Origin of the sequence: Campylobacter ureolyticus (assembly GCF_027277485.1) — a bacterium.
Taxonomy (GTDB): domain Bacteria; phylum Campylobacterota; class Campylobacteria; order Campylobacterales; family Campylobacteraceae; genus Campylobacter_B; species Campylobacter_B ureolyticus_B.
On the sequence record NZ_JAPXGQ010000004.1, the window covers coordinates 39,399 to 62,488 of the forward strand.

Here is a 23,090-nt window from a genome sequence, read left to right on the forward strand (position 1 = left end):
AAATAAAAAGAGAGAAAAATGATAGATTATACTTTTACATACTATTTGCAAAAAGCAAGTGATTATGCAAAAAGTAATTCACACGAATACATAACAACAATGCACCTTTTATATATAATTTTAAAATATGATGAAGGACTTAGAAATTTCATCAAAAATGAGTGCAAAAATACAAATTTAAATGATTTAATAAAACATATAGAAGTTATAACAAAAGCAAACCCAAAAGTTAGCTCAAACCTAGCACCAACTCTTAGCTACTCACTTGAAATTATACTAAATAAAGCAAACAACTCAAATATTAATTTTGATGCCATGCAGTTTTTCAAAACACTTTTAGAAGATAAGGAAGGTGATTGCGCTAAAGTTTTAAACTATCATAATATTTTTAATTTTAATGAAAATTTAGAAAATGAAACTAAGGATGATAAAAAAGAAAATTTACTTGCATTATATACATCTAACTTAAACGAGCTTGCCAAAAATGGAAAAATCGATCCTTTAATAGGACGCCAAAAAGAGATAGCCCAAACTATGCAAACTCTTTGTAGAAGAAAAAAAAATAATCCAATATTAGTCGGCGAAGCTGGAGTTGGAAAAACTGCTATTGTAGAAGGGATTGCTTTAAAAATAGCAAATGGTGAAGTTCCAAATAAGCTTAAAAACAAAACAATTTATGCCTTAAATAGTGCTGACTTGGTAGCTGGAACAAAATATAGAGGAGATTTTGAAGAGCGTCTAAAAAATATTATGGATGAGCTAAAAAAAGATAAAGATGCTATTTTATTCATAGATGAAATTCACACTATTATTGGAACTGGTGATGCAGGAAATAGCAGTCTTGATATGGCAAATATCTTAAAACCACTTCTTTCAAAGGGTGAAATTTCATGCATTGGAGCTACAACTTATAGCGAATTTAGAAATTTTAGTAAAGATAAAGCCCTTCTTAGACGCTTTGCAAAAATCGATATCGATGAACCATCAGTTGATGATACTTTTAAAATTTTGCAAGGCTTAAAAAGTAAATATGAGGCTCATCACAATGTTAAATTTAGTGATGAGATTATAAAAACAGCTATAAATTTAGTAAAAAAATACCAAAATGATAAATTTTTACCTGATAGTGCAATTGATTTAATAGATGAAGTTGGAGCTAAATTTTCACTACTTGAAAAAAAAGATTATGAAGTTACAAAAGATGATATTATAGAAACGCTTTCTAAAAACGCAAATATAAGTAATATCGTAAAAAGCGAAGATAATACAGAAGTTTTGAAAAATTTAAAAGAAAAACTAAAAACTAGAATTTTTGGACAAGATGAAGCTATAAATTCACTTTGCAATGCTCTTTTTAGATCTTACGCTGGGCTTAAAAATGAAAACAGTCCAATAGGAGTATTTTTATTTACAGGAAGTAGTGGTGTTGGAAAAAGTGAACTAGCAAAAGAGCTTGCTCTAAATTTAGGTGTAAATTTTCAAAGATTTGATATGAGTGAATATATGGAATCTCACAGTGTTTCAAAACTTATTGGCTCCCCTCCTGGATATATTGGATTTGAGGAAGGTGGACTTCTTACAAATAGTATTAAAAAACATCCTTATAGTGTAATTTTAATTGATGAAGTAGAAAAAGCAAATCAAAGTTTATTAAATATATTTTTACAAATTTTCGATAATGCAGTTTTAAGTGATAATAGTGGCGAAAAAACTGATTTTAAAAATACAATTATTATAATGACTTCGAATTTAGGAACAAAAGAAGCCCCTCAAATGGGCTTTACCAAAGATGAAAGTTATAAAATAAATGCCGCGATAAGAGATTTCTTTTCGCCTGAGTTTAGAAATAGAATAGATGAAGTTATAAATTTTAATGTCTTAAATAATGAAATTTTACTAAAAATCGTAGATAAAGTAGTTAAAGAACTAGAAGAAAAGCTTAAAAATGTTAAGATAGATTTATCAAAAGAGGCAAAAGAGTTTTTAATAAACATCTCATATAGTCCGGAATTTGGTGCAAGAAACTTAAAAAGGATAATAACTTCTAAAATAAGCGATGAAATAAGCAAAGAGGTTTTGTTTGGCAAACTTAAAAATGGTGGAATTGTTAAAATTGATGCAGTAAATAATGAACTTGAGTTTGAATTTTTAGACTAAATATTAAAAAGCTGATAAATATTTTAAATTTTATCAGCCTTAAAAAATATAGAATTTAATCTTTAAAAATCTTATATCACTAAAATTAGAATAAATTACTCTTTAAAGTATTCGCAACTTTTAGCTGCTACTTCTTTACTTATTTTATAAGCACAAAATTTTGGTCCACACATTGAACAAAAATGAGCATTTTTGAAACTTTCTTCTGGTAAGCTCTCATCATGATACTCCCTTGCTCTTTTAGGATCTAGTGCTAATTCAAACTGCTTATTCCAATCAAAATTATATCTTGCATCACTCATGGCATGGTCTCTATCAATAGCTCCAATTCTAGATCTTGCTATATCGGCTGCATGAGCTGCTATTTTATGAGCTATAAGCCCCTCTCTTACATCATTAGCATTTGGGAGCCCAAGATGCTCTTTAGGTGTTACGTAACAAAGCATACTTACACCATGATAAGCTGCTAAAGCTCCTCCAATAGCGCTTGTTATGTGATCATATCCAGCACCTATGTCAGTAACCAAAGGTCCAAGTACGTAAAAAGGTGCATTATTACAAAACTCTTGCTCCAATTTTACATTTTTTTCTATTTCATTTAAAGGAATATGCCCAGGTCCTTCTATCATGACTTGAACATCATTATCATAAGCTCTTTTTGCTAACTCACCTAAAACTTTAAGCTCGCTTATTTGAGCTTCATCAGTTGCGTCATAAAGACATCCTGGCCTTAAACCATCTCCTAGCGATAAAGACACATCATATTTAGCACAAATTTCGCATATCTCATCAAATAATTCATAAAAAGGATTTTGCTTATGGTGATGCATCATCCAAGAAGCTGTTAAACTACCACCTCTACTTACTATACCCATTTTTCTCTTTGCAACTAATGGCATAAATTCTGACTTAAACCCACAATGAATTGTAAAATAACTAACGCCCTGCTCTGCTTGTGTTTTTAATGTCTGGAGTATTGTATTTTTATCAAGCATTTTTATATCTTTTATATCATGAACCATTTGATATATTGGAACAGTGCCAATAGGAACACTCGAGGCATTGATAATGGCTTTTCTTATTGCGTTTAAATCTCCACCAGTTGAAAGATCCATAACAGTATCTGCACCATATTTAATAGATATATTTAATTTTTCTATTTCTTCATCTATGCTACTATTTAAACCTGATGAGCCTATATTAGCATTAACCTTGCACTTTAAAGCACTTCCTATACCCATCGGTTGTAAATTTGTATGATTAATATTTGCAGGTATTATAAGATGTCCTTTTTCAATTTCGTTTCTAATAATCTCTTCACTAAGATTTTCTTTTTTGGCTACAAATTTCATAGCTTCTGTGATAATGCCTTGCTTAGCATAATATAGCTGAGTTTTACTCATATTTATCCTTAATTATATTAAAATATAAAATACAAATTGTACCTTATAAATTCTAATAAATGAAATAAAAATTTATTTTTTAGCAATAAAATTGAAAAAATGAGATTTTATATTATTTGATATTTTTAAAAAGCCACCTTTAAAAAAGGTGGCTTAAAAATTAGAAGATGTAGTAATAAATTATCATTAATAAGAAAACAATACCTGTTATAAGCATCGCATAACCTACTATATAAGCAAGCCATTTCCACTTATCAAAGTTGTCGTCTTTAACAATTAATTCATCAAATTTACCACTTTCTTTTAATCTGTTATACCAAGGAGTTCTTTCTTGTTTCATTTCTTCTTCAGTTAAATTTCCTGAGAAAATAACTGTATCCATAGGGAATTTATTTGCCCTAAAGTGCGTATGGAAGAAATGCACCGCAAAGATAAATCCTAATGCTAGTAACGCCTCATCTGAGTGTAAGAATGTAGCAAGATTTAGCATTTGTCCTGGTAAAACTTTTGTAAATGTAACTGGGAACCAAAGCATAAGCCCTGATAAACCGATGATTAACATACCCCAGAAAACTGCAATATAGTCAAATTTTTCCCAATAAGTCCATCTGTCAAATTGAGGCATTTTATCTTTTTTACCGATAAACCATAAGAAATTGTTTTTCAAATCCCTAAAGTCTTGGAAATTTGGAACTAATGAATCAGGTCCAAAGAATTTTCTCCAGAAAATTTTCCAACTAAATTTACCAGTATTTGGATCAATTACAGCTTGTCTATTTCTGTAAGCAACCACGACTATCTCTACAAAGTGACTAAATACAACAGCTAGCATTATAAATGCTGAAATGTGGTGAATCTTAGTTGCACCTATTGGTCCACCCATTAAATCAATCATGCTTTGAGCCCAATCAGCTGTATGATATTTTTGTGGCATACCTGAAAAGCCTAATCCCAAAAAGCTTGCTGCTAATAAGAAGTGTTGAACTTTATGGAATCCTGTAAATCTTTTAATTTTTACTTTATCAGAATGTGCTCTGTTTTTAGCTTCTTTCCATTCTTTTGAATATTTCATTCTTGTCATTGTAAGTCTTATAAACCACAACAAAGTATGAATACCAAAGAATCCAAACACTACTATAATAAGTGCTGTCATAAATTTATAAGCAAAGTTTAATACTGGGTAATTCTCACCATCTGTATGATCAGCATGAGCCATAAACTCTGAAAAGTTTTGATTTCCACCAGGGTGACAAGAAGCACAAGTTTCTATTCTTTTTTCACCATTATAAAGTGTTGATCTAGCATCATCTACAGAGTAAATATTGTGTGTTCCATGGCAATCATAACAAGCTGCAACACTAATAGCTTTTCCTGGATTTTCTAAAAGCATAGCTTTACCATGGAAAGTTGTATGATACATAGCTTGTTCTTTTTGGTGACAATCTCCACATTTCTTATCAGCAAATTTCTTCATATTTATACTTGAAACAGCTGGTCCCATATGTATGCTATGACAATCAGAACACAATGGAAGACCTTTTTTAGTACTCATAACATTGCCATGAACACTTGATTTAAATTCTTCTCCAACATCATCGTGACAAGACATACAGTTTTTATTTACATTTTGCCTTAGACTTGCAAAATCAGCATTGATACTTTTTGCATCGCTTCCTACATTTATACCGTGACAATCTCTACATGAAGGAATTTCGCCAAATAAAATTTGTCTATGGATTGTATCAGTATAATCAGTTACTTTAGATGACTTTTCCCAATTATTGTTTCCTAAATATTTATTTTTAAGATCGGCTGGATCTACTGCATCTTTTATAACAGGATTACCACTTAATATCCACTGCTCAATTCCCTCTATCATTACATAGACATTTTTATATCCAAGCTTTGAAATCTCAAGTGCAATTTCGCTACTTATATAACAAATTCTATTTAAACAATAAACAATAATAACAGAGTTTTTATCTTTTGGTAATAATCTTTCCCAATTATCTACGTTTATATGAACAGCACCTTCAACATGTCCATATTCTTGTCTAACTTCAAGCTCATTTGCATCAAAGATATAAGCACCATCATTCATAAGCTCTTTTGCTTTTGAAATACTAATAGGCACTACACCATCTACGAAAGCCATACTTCCATTACCTGAAGCATGAACTTGTGGAGTAATAACTGCAGAAGCTAAAACCACAAAAGTAGCAATAAATATATTTTTTATTAATTTATTCATCTTTTATCCTTAAATATACATAAAAGTTTGGCTAATTAAAGCCAAACTTTTTAGAAGGCTACTCTATTTTTTAGTAGTTTTAGTTGATTTTAGTATATTTTGAGCTTGCTCGATATATACTAATGCCTCATTAACAATTTTCTTTGAATATTGTGGTCCATGAACACCCCAAGCACCATCATCTTCAAGTTTTTTCTTAATTTTATTAGCTTCATTTGTTAAGAATATTGCTTTTGATCTTTTCTCAACATCTAATCCTTGAGAATTAGCTAAAGCTTTATCCAACTCTCTTAAGCCTTGTTTAATTTTTTCATATCCTTCTTTTACAGGAGTTTGCCATGCCATAACTTTTTCATAAATCATCTCTTGATTTGTAAATTTCAAGTCATTTGGCAATGTTGATTGAACAGGACTATGGCATCCACTTGCATCTTTTTCAATTAAATCTGGATCACTAAAGCTTGTTCTACCACAACTCCACATTAAGTCAACAAAGAACCTTCCGTTCTGATCTCTTTCCATTCTCCAACCTTTTACTTTTAGCGGATCTCTTGGTTTACCCTCAGGTGGGTTGATTGACTTTCTTGTTGGATGAATATCTATTTTCCAGATATGGCTTGCTCTAACATTATCAAATCCTGCTTTATCAGGGTTTTGAATAGCAGCAAAGTTTTCACAACTCATCATATTTGGCATGTGACATCCAGTACAATTATCTTTTGCATGAATTCCACCCATTGCTTTGAAAAACTCTGCTTGAGTTTCGTGACAATCTTGACAAGTTTTTTTAAGTCCAACTCTTGTATATTCTGTTGTCCAATCATTTGCTGTAACTTCATGTGGATCATGACAAGTTGTACATCTCATACCTTTATCATAGTGAAGTGAGCTATACATTTGAGAACCCTCTGTTCCACAAGCTGGACAACTTGATTTAAAATAAACATTAAATGGTTTTCTTGGATTTGGATTTTTTTCATCGTCTTGATAAGCAAATCTTTGGTGACATCTTTCACAATTTGATGGCATACCGGCACCTCTTGCGCCATAAAGGTGAGCTCCTGCTCCATGACACTCTTCACAGCTAATACCTTGTGAAATAGTATGTTCTCTAAGTTTTTTTGCATCACCTATTGCATTATAAAAATCTTCTTTTGATTTAAAATCAAATTTAAAACTATGACAAACTTCACAGTATGAACTAGCTGGTTGGAACATCATAGTTTCAGCATATTTTGAACCATATGAATTTGTACCCCAAACAGTTGATCTTGAATGTGCAAAATCCTCCATTTTAGTTGGGAAACCTGGACTAAATTCAGCTATTTTTTTAGCCATATCTGGAGTAATGTGCTCAGACCAAAGTCTTGAAAATTGATTACCTCCTGCTACCATAGTACCAGTTAAATCACTTAAATTACCATCTTGAACATGATAGGTTCCTCTAACTAACCATCTATCAATAAATCCATATTTTGTTCTAGGGGTACCAATAACCGCATAAACATCATCAGGATAAATTCCTAAAGGCAATATTGTAGAAGGTGAATTATACATAGGTTTTTTAAGACCTTCTGCTCCGCCAACTTCTGACATTTCATCAGGAAATCTTACAACTTTTGCATGTCTTGATCTTTGCCATTGATCATATTGAGCTGGGTGACACTCACCGCATTTTTTTGGTCCTACAAATTTATTTGGATAATCCAAAATTGATTCCATTCCAAGTCTATATGTAACAGCAGCATGAGCAAGACCAGACTTTTCAGCAAATTTAGGGCCTTTGTTTATTTCAACAAATTCTTCTTGCCTATCACTCATTGTGTATTTGCCTTTAAGTCTACCTGCTTTTTCGTACTTAAACATTGGGTGCTGATCAATTAAAATATCAAAAAAAGTATCTGCTCCTCTTACATAGTCTTCCAATGTTCTTGGCTTACCTTGAAATAGTGGGTCTTCATCATGATAAAGCTTTAAATTTTGCTTCATCTCTTCTTGATATTTATCAGCAAGTGTTGACTCACTAACTTTTTTCTCTGTTTTAACAGGTACATTTTGTGCTGAAACGTTTTCTTCAGCTTGCAAACAGGCTGTTCCTGCAAACAAAACCATAAAACAGGCAAGTGATGCCTTTTTAAACCATTTTGCTTTCATGAGTATCCTCCTTGATAAACTTTCATTTACTCATTTTTCATAATTTACAATATTTTAAAGATATTTAAACAAAAATGTAAAATTTATTCACTTTTATTTAATATCTCAAACAATGTGTTAGTATTTTATTTAATTTTTACTGAATTTAACTTTAAAATAAACAATTTATATAAATAAATTCTTTTTATTCAACAATATATACTTCTTTTTTGATAATGAAGTGCAAAATGCTTAAATTCATTGTTTCAAAATGATTACATAATTATATTTTAATATATATAATATATATTTTTTATAGATATAATATATTTTATTAAATACTAGAATTTAATTAATGAAATTTAAACAACAAATATTTTATCATTTGTTTAAATAAAAACTTTAAGTAAAATATAAGCCATAAAAAGAGATAATTTGCATTTACTTAAATATTTATAAATTTAAGGTAAAATAAATCTTACTAAATTTTAAAAGGATATAAAATGTATAAAAAACTTATTTTAACTTTATTTGTTTTTTTATTTATAACAGGATGCTCTAAAAAAATAAATGAAGAAAACCCCGTAGATGTTGTATATAACTTTATACTGTTGTGTGAAGAAGGCAAGATAGCTGAAGCTGAAAAACTCTTAGCACCAAAAAACAATCTTGATTATATGGATAAATTTAAAGAAAAAAATAACGGAAAAGATCTTTTTTATATAGATTATGATTACAAGGGAAATGATGATATTGTTGAACTTAAATTTGATTACTTAAAAGATCAAAGCAGCCCTACAATTGCGGTTGTAAAACTTACATCAAATTACAAAAAACAAAATCATATTTTTGAAAAAAACATAGTATTACATATGATAGATGCAAAATGGAGAATTTATGACTTTTTATTTATGCCTGTTAAAGTTAAATAATAAAGTTTAAAATTTATATGCTAAATGTTATAAATTCTACAATAAAATCTACGCTTATTTTAAAATCTTAAAGGAATACATATGGGGAAATTTTTGCGAGGGCTTTTAAGTATTAGAGCAATGAATGCTCTACTTTTAATATTTGCCTGTGCCTGTGCTGTGGCTACAATAGTTGAGAGCATAAAAGGAACGGATGCTGCGTTTGCATTTATATATAGAAGTAATTGGTTTGGCCTTATAATGCTTTTACTTACTATAAATTTAATTTACAATATGATTAAATATAAAATTTATGGACTTAAAAAGCTACCTGGTTTTTTATTTCATTTTAGTTTTATTGTAATTTTTGTAGGTGCAACGATGACTCATTACTTCGGTAAAGAAGGCTCAATGCATATAAGAGAGCATACAAAAACAAATTTAATCTCAACAAGAGAAGTTTACATACAGCTTATAAGCGAAGATGAAAAAGGTAAAACCATCTCAAAAGATGTAAATAGATATATAGCAACAAATGAAAAAAATAGTTTTGATCTAAAACTTGATTTAGGAAAAAAAGATGCCGTATTAAAATATAAAGAACTAGTTTTAAATGGCGATTTAGGTTGGATTAAAGCAGATGATGGAAAGCCTATTGTAGAGCTTCTTTTTTCAGATGATAAAAATAAAAGAAAAATTACTTTAAATAATGGAGATATTTTACCAATTGGTGATTTAGATATTACTTTTAACAATGAGCCGAAACAGCATAATTTTATAAAAATATATTTAAAAGATGATGGCAAATTTTATATGCAAACAAATCAAGATATAAAATATTTTCAAATGTCTGACAATACTGATGGAAAGCTTAAAAAAAATACAGAAATTGATTTTAATGAACACAGACTATACACAATTGATGGTGTAAATTTTGCCCCAACAACAATGCTTGCAAAAGCAAAACTTGGAGTTAAGCCAGTTCCAATGACTCAAAAAGGAAATAATGCCATAATTTGTGATTTAACATACAATGGCGAAACAAAAGAAGTTTTTGCCTTTTTCGGAGATTTTGCAAGAACCTATACAGTTGGAGGGAAAGAGTTTAAATTTGCTTGGTCTCCAAAAATGATTGAACTTCCTTTTAGTATTTATCTAAAAGATTTTAAACTTGATAGATATCCAGGTTCAAATTCGCCTTCTGGATATAGCAGTGAGGTTGTAGTAGAAGATGGAGATTTTAAAATGGATTATGAAATTTATATGAACCACGTTTTGGATTATGGTGGATTTAGGTTTTTCCAAAGCTCTTATGATTTAGATGAAAAAGGAACTATTTTATCAGTTAACAAAGACCCAGGTAAAATTCCTACTTATATTGGATATTTTCTTTTAATGCTTGGAATGTTTTTAAATTTCTTTAACAAAAACTCAAGATTTTTAGAACTTGCAAGACTTATAGATAAAAGTAGTTCAAGAGATAAAAAAACTGTCAAAAAAGAAAATAATAATGTAAATAAAAAAGCATTAAGTCTTATCTTAGTTGCATTTTTTAGCTTTTTTACAGCAAATAACTTAAAAGCAAATGATATACCAAATATAGATAAAGAACACGCCAAAAAAGCTGCTACTTTAGTAGTGCAAGGATTTGATGGAAGAATGGAGCCATTTGATACAATGGCAAATGAAATTTTACGCAAGGTATATAAAGGTAAAAGCTTTGAAGGAATGAATGCCGTTCAAACTATGCTTTCAATAACTATGAATCCTGAAAGTTGGCAACATACTAAATTTGTAAAAATAGGCGATGATGAGCTTAAAAAAATTCTTGGTCTAAAGCCAAATGAAACCCATGCTTCATTTGAAGACTTTTTTACAACTGATAAAAACGGAAAATCTTCTTATAAGCTTATGCTTCTTTCTGAACAAACAAATAGAAAAGCTCCAAACACAAGAACAAAATTTGATAAAGAAGTCATAAAGGTTGATGAAAGATTCAACATCTACTACGCGACTTTAATGAAATCAATCTTTAAAATAATTCCAAAAGAAAACGATCCTAATCACACTTGGTTTGCAGCTTACGGAGTTATGACAAATTTTAGTGCAGCAGAAGAAAAAAGAGCTAAAATGGTTCTTCAAAACTACACAATGTCAGTTCTTGATGCTCAAGAAAGTGGTAATTGGAGTGAGGCTGATAAAGCACTTGATCTTATAAAAAAATATCAAAACAAAATAGGAGCAAAGGTAGTTCCATCATACAACAAGCTTAAATTTGAAGTTTTATTTAACGAACTTGATATTTTTAAAAGATTAATGCCTGTTTATTTACTTGCTGGTTTTGCACTTTTAATATTTGTATTTTTAAGAATGATGAACCCAAATTTAAATATGAACTTTGCTTTTAAGGCAGTTTATTTAGTAAATATCATAGCTTTTTTACTTCACACAACAGGTCTTGGTCTTAGGTGGTATATCTCAGGTCATGCGCCTTGGTCCAATACTTATGAATCGCTAGTTTATATAGCTTGGGCTCTTTCTTTTAGTGGCATAATTTTTTCAAGAACCTCGGCAATTTCTCTTTCATTAACATCAATAATGGCAGGAATTACACTTTTTGTAGCTCATCTTAGCCACATAGATCCTCAAATTACGACCTTGGTTCCAGTTTTAAACTCATATTGGCTTACAATACATGTTTCAGTTATAACCGCAAGTTACGGATTTTTTGGACTAAGTATGCTTTTAGCAATGTTTTGTCTATTTTTATTTATCATTAAAAAACCTGGCAATGATAATGAACTTGCAAGAAATATTCTAGAAGCAACTAGAATAAATGAAATGAGTTTAATTTTTGGACTTTGCTTACTTACAGCTGGAAACTTCCTAGGTGGAGTTTGGGCAAATGAAAGCTGGGGAAGATATTGGGGGTGGGATAGTAAAGAAACTTGGTCACTAATAACTATTTTAATATACTCAGCAGTAATCCACATGAGATTACTAAAAGGTGCAAACTCACAATATTGGTTTGCAGTAGCTTCAATGTTTTCATTTTGGAGCGTAATGATGACATATTTTGGAGTAAATTTCTACCTTTCAGGACTTCATAGCTATGCTAGTGGAGATGCCATACCTGTTCCAAAATCAATCTGGGTAAGTATGCTTGTTATGATTATTTTAGCAACTCTTGCATACTTTAAACGAAAAGATGCACAAAAGCTTTAAATTTAAAAGGACTTTATTGTCCTTTTAATTAAAATATGAAAAAATATATTTTCCCAAACCCTGCCATGCTTCCAAAAGAGGCATCTTTTTGTATTGGCGGGGATTTGGAACCAAGTACAATAATAACAGCTTATAAAAGTGGATATTTTCCTTGGTTTATGCCAGGAGATCCAATAATTTGGCACTCTCCGCAAAAAAGAGCTATATTTTTCCCAGATGAAATAAAACTACATAAATCAACAAAACCATTTTTAAAAAAATATGAAGTTAAATTTGACCATGACTTTACATCTTTAATAAATTTATGTTACCAATCAAGAGATAAAAACGAAACTTGGCTAAACGATGAAATATTAAAAGCATATATAAAACTTGCAAATTTAGGCATAGCTCACAGTGTTGAAGTTTATTTTGAAAATGAGTTAATAGGAGGGCTTTATGGACTTATTTTTGGTAAAGTTTTTTGTGGAGAAAGCATGGTTAGTATAAAAAAAGAAGCTTCAAAAGTGGCTTTGATAAATTTAGGTAAAAATCTTAATAAATATAATTTTTTAATCGATGCTCAAGTTATAAACCCTCATCTTAAATTTATGGGTGCAAAAGAAATTTCTCAAAAAGAGTTTTTAACAATTTACCATAAGCTTATAAATGAAAATACTAATTTAGATTTTAAAAAATTTAAACCTTTTTATAACTAAAAACTAAGTTTAAATTTATATAATTATGGTTTTAATCTAGGAAAATTTGATGCAAATAAAAAAAGATAATAAATTAGGTAGTTGGTTAATTAAATTTTTACTTACTCCTATAATACTTTTAATTTTTTTAACAGTTGTATTTTATTGGTCAAGTTCACAAAGAAATTTGCCAAAACTTCAAAGTAGTGATAAAACTAGCGCAGTAAGAGGAAGTATAATCTCACTTGATGGCTATAAAGTAGCAAGATCACAAAAGCTTTATAAAGTTGAAATTGATACAAGAAGCATAGATAAGGACAAACTTGATCTTTTTGTAAAACTTTATACTATTTATACAAACGATGATGCAACAAGAATTAAAAAATTGATTCAAAGCACTAAAGGAAGAGTAGTTTTATCTTATAAAATCAATCCAAAAATAGCAACTCATTTAAAAGAACTTGCTCACACATTAAATCAAAAAAAAGTTTTTATTTCTTTTATGACAAAAGATGGAAAATTTCATCCACCAATTGGAATGAGTATAATAGAAAGCGGAGAAAACAGGCGCTATCTAGCCAATGATAGCATGAGTCCGTTTTTAGGATATATAAAAAAGGTTGAAGTCGATGATATAACAAGAGTAAGAGGCGTAAAAGGTGTTGAAAAATTTTATGATTATTATCTTTTTGCCACAAAAGATCAGATCCTAAAAGGTCCAAGAGATATAGGAAATAATATAATAATAGAAAAAAACTCCATAAAATCAATCAGAGAAGATGGCTATGATGCTATTCTAAACATCCCCTTAAAGCTTCAAAAAGAAATTGAACTTTTGCTAAGCAAAAATGCTTTAAAATACGATGCAACTGAAATTGTAGCAGCCATTATGAATTCAAAAACTGGAGAAATTTTAACTCTCGCAACATCTATGCGTTATAATCCATCAAATATAACAAGAAAAGATTATGATGCTTTAAACTTAACTGCTACTGAATATCCCTATGAGCCAGGCTCTGTTATAAAACCAATAATTTTTTCAATTGTGTATGAAAATAATAAAGTTGACTTAAATGATATTATAAACACACATAATGGCTCATATAAACTTGGCTCGAGAATTATAAAAGACACAAACCCACAAAAAAGCCTAAGTGCAACAGATGTTGTTGTAAAATCATCAAATATAGGCATGATAGAAATCACTTCAAAACTAGACAATATAAAGCTTTTTGAAGGGCTTTTAAAATATGGTTTATCTAATAAAACAGGTATTGATATGCCTTATGAACAAGCTGGAAATATACCAACTTTAAATATGCTACAAAACACTTCAATCAAAGCAACTATTAGTTATGGATATGGTTTACAAGCAACTTTTATGCAAATTTTAAATGCTTTTGCTATTTATAATAATGATGGCATTATGATAAATCCAAGAGTTGTAAAACATCTGCAAAAAGATGGAAAAATTTATAATTTAAATGAACCTTTTAAAAAAGAGATAATTTCTAAAAGAACAGCTGATGCTATAAAACACATATTAATAGAAACTGTAAATAAAGGCACTGGAAGAAAAGCAATAACAAAAGGACTTGTTATTGGTGGCAAAACAGGAACTGCAAGAATAGCACAAAAAGGTGAATATACAAGACTATATAACAGCTCATTTTTTGGTTTTGCAAATGATAGTAATGTAAGCTATACAATAGGTGTCCTAGTAAGAGAGCCTAAAAAAGGAAGTTACTACGCAGCACAAAATGCACTCCCTGTTTTTAAAGAAATAATTGATTTGCTCATAAAGGATAATTACCTAAAGCCTTTTGAAGATAAAAATTTTGAAGAAGTTGATCACGAAATTTTAAATAGCATTAAAGACTAAGGCAAATGTAGAAATTTGCCTTATAAATTTTGCACTTTATTTACTATAAAATTTACAAATTTATCACTATCGTTTGGACATTTACAAACTCTATAGTATTTAAAACCACTTTTGTTTGCTATTTTTCTATACTCTATATCAAGCTCACAAATAGTTTCTGAATTGTCAATACAAAATGAAAGTGGATAAATTAAAGCTTTTTTTGAAACACAAAGTGGCAAAACAAAACTCAAATTTGGCTCAAGCCATTTTACTGGCCCAAGACGAGATTGATAAGCTAGCCTTATATCCTTAAAATTAATACCCTCTTTTTTAATTAAATTTGACAAAATATCAACATGAGCTTTAATATTTCTTTCATACAAATCACCATTTTTTATAATGCTTTTTGGTAAAGAATGAGCCGAAAAAATCAAAGTTATATCAGAAACTTCATTTTCGTTTATACCATAAATTTCATTTTTGATTGAGTTGATTATAATTTTATTATATTCCAAATCATTAAAAAAGACATCAATTATTTTTATATTTGCATTTATATTAAGCTCATTAATCCAGTCTTTTGCATCTTCTAAACTAGAAACAACAGTAGTAATAGAATGATGTGGATAAAGAGGAAATAACACAATTTCATCATATCCTTTATATTTTTTAAGCACATCTTTTGCAAATGGGGGAGTATAACGCATAATAAAATCAAAATCATATTCTTTTGTTTTAGATAGTTTTTTAACCAAAGAATATGTAATATCAACTAGTGGTGATTTTCCACCAATTAATTCATAGTTTTTAGTTGCTGATTTTTTTCTTAAACGTGTTATCAACGATGAAATATTATCTCTTAGTTTTTCATTTTTAATATTTAAAATATATTTATCATTAAACATATTTTTTAAAAAAACACTAACCTCATCAAGATTATTTGGTCCTCCCATATTTAGAAGCAAAACTACTTTTTTCATCTTAAAATCTCCCTTATTTTTATCACATCTTCCATATTTGCTAAATTTCCAAACTCTTTATTTTCGCAAACATCTAAAAAACACTTATGTTCATTTCTTATGGAAAAATCCTCATTTTCAACTCTTAAATTTACTCTTCCATTCATTGTAATTTTATGAAGTGTAAAATTTACTAAATCAGCAAGATAAACACCACTTTTAGCTGAAATTTCCATAAAAACTCTATCTATAGGATATAAAGATCCAGAAATTATATTAACTAAAATTCCATTTTTAGTTTTTAAATTTGATGAAACAACTTCTTTATTTTCAAAAGATGATTTTTTAACATCAATATTACTAATTTCAGTTTTTAAAATAAACCTTATTAAGTCCAAATCTTTTAAAAGCAAATCGTTTATTATATCTATATTTTGATAGCAATCACAAGATCTAATAATGCTAATAGAATAAATTTCTTCATTTTCTTTTTTAAATTCCCTTAAAAGAGATATTACGGTAGGATTGAATCTTTCATTAAATCCAACAGCTATCTTTGTTTGACTTGTATTTGCAGCATAGCGCATCTCTCTAACTTGCTCTAAATTTTCAGTACAAGGACTTTCAACAAATATATTTTTCACATACTTCATAGATTTTAAAATGATTTCTTTATGTGTTTTTGATGGTGTTGCTATTATCACAGCTTGAGGCTTTGAAGTTACAAACATATTTTCAATATCACTAAAAAACTCAAATCTTGCGAAATTATCAAGCTTTTCATCCTTATCGCAGACTCCAACAAGCTCAAAATAATCAGATCTTCTAAGCTCGCTAAAATGTTTTTTACCGATTTTTCCAAGTCCAATTATCGAAATCTTTTTCTTCATCAAAATCCTTGAGTTTTTTGTTTAAAATCTATTATATCTTAACTCAATAAATATTTAGTTTTTATACCTTGAATTTAACTAAATAAACTTTAAATTTAACTCAAAAAGCTTAAATTTAATAATTTTTAGATAAAATGGGCTTTAAAAATTTTATATAAAGTTAGGATAAATTTCATGGATGTTAGAAAGGCATATTTAGATTTTTTTAAAAGCAAAGGGCATGAGGTTGTTCCAAGTGCCGCGCTAGTACCAAATGATGACTCATTACTTTTTACAAACGCGGGAATGGTTCCGTTTAAGGATATTTTTACAGGAAAAGTTCCTCGCCCTACCCCACCAATTAGAACAAGTTGCCAAACTTGCATAAGAGCTGGTGGAAAGCACAATGACCTTGATAATGTCGGATACACCGCTAGACATCATACTTTTTTTGAAATGCTTGGAAATTTTAGCTTTGGAGAATATTTTAAAAAAGAAGCTATTTCATATGCTTGGGAATTTATAACTGAGGTTTTAAAACTTCCTAAAGATAGGCTTTATGTAACAGTTCATGAAAGTGATGATGAAGCATATGAAATTTGGCAAACTCACATTGATAAAGAAAGAATTTATAAATTTGGAGATAAAGATAACTTCTGGGCCATGGGAGAAACTGGACCTTGTGGGCCATGTAGTGAAATTTTCTATGATCAAGGAAGTGAGAAATTTCACTCTGATGAAGATTATATGGGTGGCGATGGTGATAGATTTTTGGAAATTTGGAATTTGGTTTTTATGCAGTTCGAAAAAGACGAAAAAGGAAATATATCAAAACTTCCAAAACCAAGCATTGATACCGGAATGGGACTTGAGAGGGTTGTTGCTATAAAAGAAGGAGTTTTTAGCAACTTTGACAGTTCACTTTTTATGCCAATAATTAAAAAAATTGAGAATCTTGTAGGTGTTAAATATGAATATGACAAAGGAGCAAGTTATAGAGTTATTGCAGATCATATAAGATCAACTGTGTTTTTACTAGCTCAAGGTACAAATTTCGATAAAGAGGGTCGTGGATATGTTTTAAGGAGAATTTTAAGAAGAGCTGTAAGACATGGGTATTTACTTGGGCTAAAAGAGCCATTTATGTATAAGTTAGTAGATATTGTGTGTGAAGTTATGGGCTCACACTACTCTTACTTAAAAGATAAAAAAGAGTTTGTAAAAGAGCTTATAAAACTTGAAGAAGAAAGATTTTACACAACAATAGCATCTGGAATTGAGCTATTCAATGAAGAGCTTAAAAACACAAAAGATATTTTTAGTGGCGAAGTTGCGTTTAAACTTTATGATACTTATGGTTTTCCGCTTGATTTAACTGCTGATATGCTAAGAGAGTCAAATTTAAAAGTTGATGAGGCTAAGTTTGATGAACTCATGAAAGAGCAAAAACTCCGCTCAAAAGCTAGCTGGAAAGGAAGTGGAGATAAGGCAAAAACAGAAGGTGACTTTAAAAATCTTTTAGAAAAATTTGGTAAAAATAATTTTGTCGGCTATGAAAAATTAGAATGTGAAGCTAAAATTTTAGCTATTTTAGATGAAAATTTTAAAATAATAGATGATCTTAAAAATGGTGAAAATGGTTGGATAATGCTAGATAATACTCCATTTTATGCAACAAGTGGTGGACAATGCGGCGATAAGGGCACTATTAGCAAAAGTGAAGTTTTAAAAACTGAGAAATTTTTTGAATTGAATTTATCTTTTGTCAAAGCAGCTGAGAATTTCAAAACAAATCAAATAATAAAAGCCGTTGTTGGATACGAAAGAGAGATGATAAAAAGAAACCACAGTGCTACTCACCTACTTCACGCAGCACTAAGAAAAGTTTTAGGAGATCATATATCACAAGCTGGAAGTAGTGTAGAAGCAAGTAGATTAAGATTTGATTTTACTCATCCAAAAGCTATGAATTTTGAAGAAATTAAAGAAGTTGAAAATTTGGTAAATTTTGAAATTTTAAAAGCTATTCCTGCTAAAACTGAAATTTTGGAACTAAGTGAAGCTAAAAAAAGTGGTGCAATTGCTTTATTTGGAGAAAAATATGCAAATAAAGTAAGAGTTTTGAGCTTTGGTGACTTTAGCAAAGAGCTTTGCGGTGGAACACATGTAAAAAACAGTTCTGAAATTGGAGCATTTTTAATTACAAAAGAAAGTGGTGTAAGTGCTGGAGTTAGAAGAATAGAAGCAATTTGCAGTAAAGAAGTAATAAATTACACAAATCATTTAAGGGATGAGTTAGAGACAATAAATTCAGAGCTTAAATCAAACGAACCACTTATTGCCATTGATAAGCTTAAAAATGAGATAAAAGAGCTTAAAAACGAACTTAAAAAAACTTCAAACAATAAAGAGCTTGAAGTTCATAATATAAATGGAGTAAGTGTCATAGTTAGCAAGTTTGATGGTGATATAAAAACTAAAATTGATGAGCTTAAAAACAGATATGAAAAAGTTGTAGTTTTACTTGAAAACATTAAAGATGATAAAATCACACTTTGTGCAGGAGTTAAAAATGCTCCTATAAAAGCTGGGGATTTAGTAAAACAAACTGCTTTAATTGTCGGTGGAAATGGTGGTGGACGAGATGACTTTGCAACAGCAGGCGGAAAAGATATTTCAAAAAGTAAAGAGGCTTTGAAATTTGGCCTAAAATATATAAAGGAAAAACTATCTTAACAAGCGAAATTGATAGCTCATTTGCAAGAATAGATCATATTTTGCCATTTTTGCACATTGTTTCTATCGTAGTACTTATAACCTTGCAAGGTTTAATAATCTGTATAACTAGGTTTTTAAATTTAGAAAAAAACTATAGTTTTATTTTCAAATCTTGCAAAAATTTGGCAATTGCCTTTTTTATAACATTTAGTGTTACAGTGTTAACTGGTTTTTTACTATCTCAAAATGGAGATTTTAAATTTTCGGATCCAATGATAGAAAGTGTTATAAATACAAAATATGCAATTGCTTTTTTACTGCTTTGTAATTTTAGCTATATAATTTATAGATTTTTCCTTGCAAAGGAATGTTATAAAAAAGCTGACTATGATGAGATGAACGAGCACTTAATAATTGCTGTAAATTATTTTATGATCCTTGATATTGTGCTTTTACTTATAAGTACCTATTTAGGAGTTGTTATAGTGAGTTTTAAATGATAAATTTGGCATCAAGCTCAAAGACTAGAGCAAAAATTTTAAGAGATTTTGGATTTAACTTTAAACAAGTTTTGTTTAATTATGATGAAAGTTTTATTGCAAAAAAAGAGCCTTTAACTTATGCCTATAATGTTGTATGTGCTAAATATTTACAGTTCAAAAAAGTTTATCCAAATTTGGAAAATTTACTTTTTGCCGATAGCTCAGTTATAGTTGATAATGAAATTTTTGGAAAAGCAAAAAATGATGAAGATGCTTTTTATATGCTTAAAAAACAAAGTAACAATGAAGCAAGTGTAATAACGGCTATGATTTATGAAGACAAAAAACTCAAACTTATAAATTTAAGTATTACAACTTTTAGATTTAAAAAATTTGATGAAAAAGATTTAAAAAACTATATTGACAAAAGAGAATATATTGGAAAAGCAGGAGCAATGATGATAGAAGGTTTTAATAAAAAGTATATTGTATCACAAAAAGGAAATACAAGCACAGCAATGGGACTAAATGCTGAAATTTTAAAGGCTTATATATGATAGTTAGATTTATTTTTGGTTTTATTGCGGTGTGTTTTTTTGCAGCTGGTGGGATATTTATGTATTTTTATACAGAAGTAAAACATGATATGAATGCTATCATTAACTATCATCCAAAGCTTACAACTGAAATTTATGATAGAAACAATAACCTCATAGCAAATGTATTTGATGAAGAAAATAGAGTTTATGTAAAATATGATGATATTCCTGGACGCGTAATAGAAGCCCTTGTTGCCATAGAAGATACAAATTTTTTTGAACATAAAGGAATAAATGTTGAGGCTATTTTTAGAGCAATTATAAAAGACTTAAAAACTATGAGTTTTACACAAGGAGCATCTACTCTGACTCAACAACTTATAAAAAACATAGCTTTAAGCAATGAAAAAAAAATCGATAGAAAGATAAAAGAGATAATTTTAGCTCTAAAACTTGAAAATGAGCTAACAAAAGAACAAATTTTAGAACGATATTTAAATGAAGTTTATTTTGGGCATGGATACTATGGAATTAAAACTGCAGCTTTAGGATATTTTAGAAAAGATTTGGATGAACTTAGTTTAAAAGAGGCAGCAATACTTGTAGGACTTCCAAAAGCACCAAGTAGCTATGATCCAACAAGACATCCGGATCTTTCCCTATCAAGAGCAAATAGAGTTGTTGAGAGGATGTATGAAATAGGATGGATAGGAAGAAATGAGTACGAGCTTGCTATGAATGAAGAACCTATTATTTATGATGATAGCTTAACTAAAAATAAAGCTCCTTATGTCGCAGACGAAGTCATGAAAGAGGCTTCAAGATTTCTACCAGACATAAAAACAGCTGGATATAAAATTTACACAAGCGTTGATTTAGAAGTTCAAAATCTAGCAAGAGATGCTCTTATTTGGGGATATAATGAAATTTTAAAAAGAGATAAAGATGCAAATGAGAGTGTACTAAATGGAGCAATAGTTGTAACAGATCCAATAAATGGTGATATTTTAGCTCTTGTTGGTGGAGTTGATTATCAAAAAAGTAATTTTAATCGCGCAACACAAAGCCAAAGACAAACTGGATCAAGCTTTAAACCTTTTATTTATCAAATTGCCCTTGATGAGGGTTATTCACCAGCTAGCGAAATACCAGATATTCCAAGAAGCTTTAATGATGGCTCAAATAAAGAGTGGACACCAAAAAATTTTAGCAAAAACTATGAAGGCTACATAACTATGCGAAGAGCACTTTTAAAATCAAGAAACTTAGCAACTGTAAATTTAATGCATTCACTTGGTGTTAAAAATGTAATTGATAGGCTAAAAGAAGCTGGTTTTAGAAATATACCATATGCACTTTCAGTTTCATTAGGAAGTTATGGAATTTCACCTTTAGAATATTCTAAATTTTACTCTATATTTCCTGGTGGTGGAATTGCCACAACACCTAAATTTATAGAACGAGCAACTAGCTTTAGTGGTATTGAAACTGTTTTTAAAGCTGAACAAGTTACTGTTACAAAACCTGAACAAGCATATTTAATGGTTGATATGATGAAAGATGTTGTAAATGAAGGAACTGCAAGAAACGCAAAAGTTAATGGTATAGAAATAGCTGGAAAAACAGGCACTTCAAATAACAATATTGATGCATGGTTTTGTGGATATACACCTGAGCTTTTAGTCATGGTTTGGTATGGAAATGATAACTACAAGCCTATGAGATATGTTGAAGTTGGTGGTAGAAGTTCAGCCCCTGTATTTAAAAAATTTATGGAAAACTACCTAACAATTCACCCAGAAACAAAAAGAAATTTCAATGCTCCAGAAGGGGTCTATCATAAAATTTACAAAGGAAAAGATGAGCTTTATACTACAACTTCACCACTTCCTTATCAAGATACATTACCACTTGATTTAGGATATGAAGACGGAACTGGTGGTGGAAACTCACTTTTATTTTAAGACAAAGCTCCAAAAAATTTGGAGCTTTGATAAATAACTACTCTATTCTTTTTCCTGCATCAGGAGTAAATAAAGGTTTTCCCATAAGTTTAAAATCAGCTATAAATTTTTGAGCTTCATCACTTACTATCCAATTTATAAACTCTTTTGCATTCTCATAATCAGCTTTTGGACAGTTTTTAGTATTTACAGCCATTACTGAATAGAAATTCTTTAAACTTTCATCACCTTGACTTATAATTTCCATATTTGAGTTGCCTTTTAAGCCATCTTCGTATTTTATAAAGGTTCCTTTATCAGTTAAAGTTACACCTTTTTGCTCTGCAGCTATATTTATAGTAGCTATCATTCCTTGTCCTGTTTGATTATACCAACTCTCTTTCTCAGGCACATCCCCAGCTACTTTTTTCCAAACAGAAATTTCTTTATTGTGAGTTCCACTCTTATCACCACGACTAAAGAATTTAATCTTTTCATCTTTGATAATTTTAAAGATTTCAGATAAGCTTTTATCTTTAAATTTACCAGCTAAAGATTTATCAGCAATTAAAATAAAATCATTATACATAACAGCTGTTCTATCTATGCCATAACCATCTTCTACAAATTTTTTCTCAACTGCAGGTGAATGAACAAATAAAATATCTGCATCACAGTTTTTACCCATTTCTAGTGCTTGACCTGTTCCAACAGCAACCCATTTTAGTTCAACTCCAGTTTTATCTTTATAAACAGGAGCAATGGCATCTAGCAAGCCAGTATTATCAGTGCTTGTAGTTGTTGCCATAACCAAATCACTATCTTTTGCATTTAATGACAAAGCAGTTATAAAACTAAGTGCTAATAAAGCTAATTTATTTTGCATTTTTATCCTTTTAAATAAATTTTCAAATATTCTATCATATTTAAATTGAAAATATGTAAATTTTGCATATTAA

15 protein-coding genes are annotated in these 23,090 nt (G+C 29.6%); 9 read left to right on the forward strand and 6 right to left on the reverse strand.

Translation table 11 applies throughout. The annotated features are described in order from the left end of the window. Positions 1-18: 18 nt before the first annotated feature. Entirely contained in the window at positions 19-2,157 is a 2,139-nt protein-coding gene (locus O6B72_RS02945; RefSeq protein WP_050334304.1) for an AAA family ATPase, read from the forward strand. Positions 2,158-2,252: 95 nt separating this feature from the next. Here the strand turns inward: O6B72_RS02945 and thiC are convergent, their stop codons facing one another. The 3 genes from thiC to O6B72_RS02960 form a co-directional block, all read right to left on the reverse strand. Then, positions 2,253-3,560, reverse strand: a complete 1,308-nt coding sequence (gene thiC, locus O6B72_RS02950) for a phosphomethylpyrimidine synthase ThiC (RefSeq protein WP_269492168.1) — start codon at positions 3,558-3,560, stop codon at positions 2,253-2,255. Between the two features lie 160 nt (positions 3,561-3,720). Beyond that, positions 3,721-5,811, reverse strand: coding sequence for a rhodanese-like domain-containing protein (locus O6B72_RS02955; RefSeq protein WP_269492169.1), 2,091 nt, complete (start codon positions 5,809-5,811; stop codon positions 3,721-3,723). 63 nt (positions 5,812-5,874) lie between these two features. Then, positions 5,875-7,965: a multiheme c-type cytochrome gene (locus O6B72_RS02960; protein WP_156847854.1), complete on the reverse strand. Its 2,091-nt coding sequence runs from the start codon at positions 7,963-7,965 to the stop codon at positions 5,875-5,877. A gap of 482 nt (positions 7,966-8,447) precedes the next feature. Here O6B72_RS02960 and O6B72_RS02965 point away from each other — a divergent pair, with 482 nt between their 5' ends. From O6B72_RS02965 to O6B72_RS02980, 4 genes are all read left to right on the forward strand, one after another. After that, positions 8,448-8,876, forward strand: a complete 429-nt coding sequence (locus O6B72_RS02965) for a hypothetical protein (protein ID WP_269488184.1) — start codon at positions 8,448-8,450, stop codon at positions 8,874-8,876. Between the two features lie 81 nt (positions 8,877-8,957). Continuing rightward, positions 8,958-12,080: a cytochrome c biogenesis protein gene (locus O6B72_RS02970; RefSeq protein ID WP_269492170.1), complete on the forward strand. Its 3,123-nt coding sequence runs from the start codon at positions 8,958-8,960 to the stop codon at positions 12,078-12,080. Between the two features lie 35 nt (positions 12,081-12,115). Further along, positions 12,116-12,778 carry a leucyl/phenylalanyl-tRNA--protein transferase gene (gene aat, locus O6B72_RS02975; RefSeq protein WP_258298820.1) on the forward strand — a complete coding sequence of 221 codons (663 nt, stop codon included), beginning with the start codon at positions 12,116-12,118 and terminating at the stop codon, positions 12,776-12,778. A gap of 49 nt (positions 12,779-12,827) precedes the next feature. Continuing rightward, positions 12,828-14,639 carry a peptidoglycan D,D-transpeptidase FtsI family protein gene (locus O6B72_RS02980; RefSeq protein ID WP_269492171.1) on the forward strand — a complete coding sequence of 604 codons (1,812 nt, stop codon included), beginning with the start codon at positions 12,828-12,830 and terminating at the stop codon, positions 14,637-14,639. 20 nt (positions 14,640-14,659) lie between these two features. Here the strand turns inward: O6B72_RS02980 and hemH are convergent, their stop codons facing one another. Beyond that, a complete protein-coding gene (gene hemH, locus O6B72_RS02985; RefSeq protein WP_269484817.1) occupies positions 14,660-15,601 on the reverse strand; it encodes a ferrochelatase in 942 nt (313 codons plus the stop codon). Then, positions 15,598-16,470, reverse strand: coding sequence for a Gfo/Idh/MocA family protein (locus tag O6B72_RS02990; RefSeq protein WP_258298817.1), 873 nt, complete (start codon positions 16,468-16,470; stop codon positions 15,598-15,600). Before O6B72_RS02990 ends, hemH begins: the two co-directional genes overlap by 4 nt. Positions 16,471-16,644: 174 nt before the next feature. Here O6B72_RS02990 and alaS point away from each other — a divergent pair, with 174 nt between their 5' ends. Genes alaS through O6B72_RS03010 form a run of 4 tightly spaced genes read left to right on the forward strand, consistent with a single transcriptional unit; the run spans position 16,645 to position 22,152 of the window. Continuing rightward, a complete protein-coding gene (alaS, locus tag O6B72_RS02995) occupies positions 16,645-19,185 on the forward strand; it encodes an alanine--tRNA ligase (RefSeq protein WP_269492172.1) in 2,541 nt (846 codons plus the stop codon). A 50-nt stretch (positions 19,186-19,235) separates the two neighbouring features. Continuing rightward, the gene (locus tag O6B72_RS03000; protein WP_269492173.1) at positions 19,236-19,667 is read left to right on the forward strand and encodes a hypothetical protein; all 432 of its coding nucleotides are present in this window, start codon (positions 19,236-19,238) and stop codon (positions 19,665-19,667) included. Beyond that, on the forward strand, positions 19,664-20,206 hold the full coding sequence (gene maf, locus O6B72_RS03005) for a septum formation inhibitor Maf (RefSeq protein WP_258298815.1): 543 nt from the start codon (positions 19,664-19,666) through the stop codon (positions 20,204-20,206). Before O6B72_RS03000 ends, maf begins: the two co-directional genes overlap by 4 nt. Next, positions 20,203-22,152, forward strand: coding sequence for a transglycosylase domain-containing protein (locus tag O6B72_RS03010; protein WP_269492174.1), 1,950 nt, complete (start codon positions 20,203-20,205; stop codon positions 22,150-22,152). Before maf ends, O6B72_RS03010 begins: the two co-directional genes overlap by 4 nt. A 37-nt stretch (positions 22,153-22,189) precedes the next feature. On the opposite strand, the gene tupA is transcribed toward O6B72_RS03010, so the two are convergent. After that, the gene (gene tupA / locus O6B72_RS03015) at positions 22,190-23,017 is read right to left on the reverse strand and encodes a tungstate ABC transporter substrate-binding protein TupA (protein ID WP_269492176.1); all 828 of its coding nucleotides are present in this window, start codon (positions 23,015-23,017) and stop codon (positions 22,190-22,192) included. Positions 23,018-23,090: the final 73 nt, after the last annotated feature.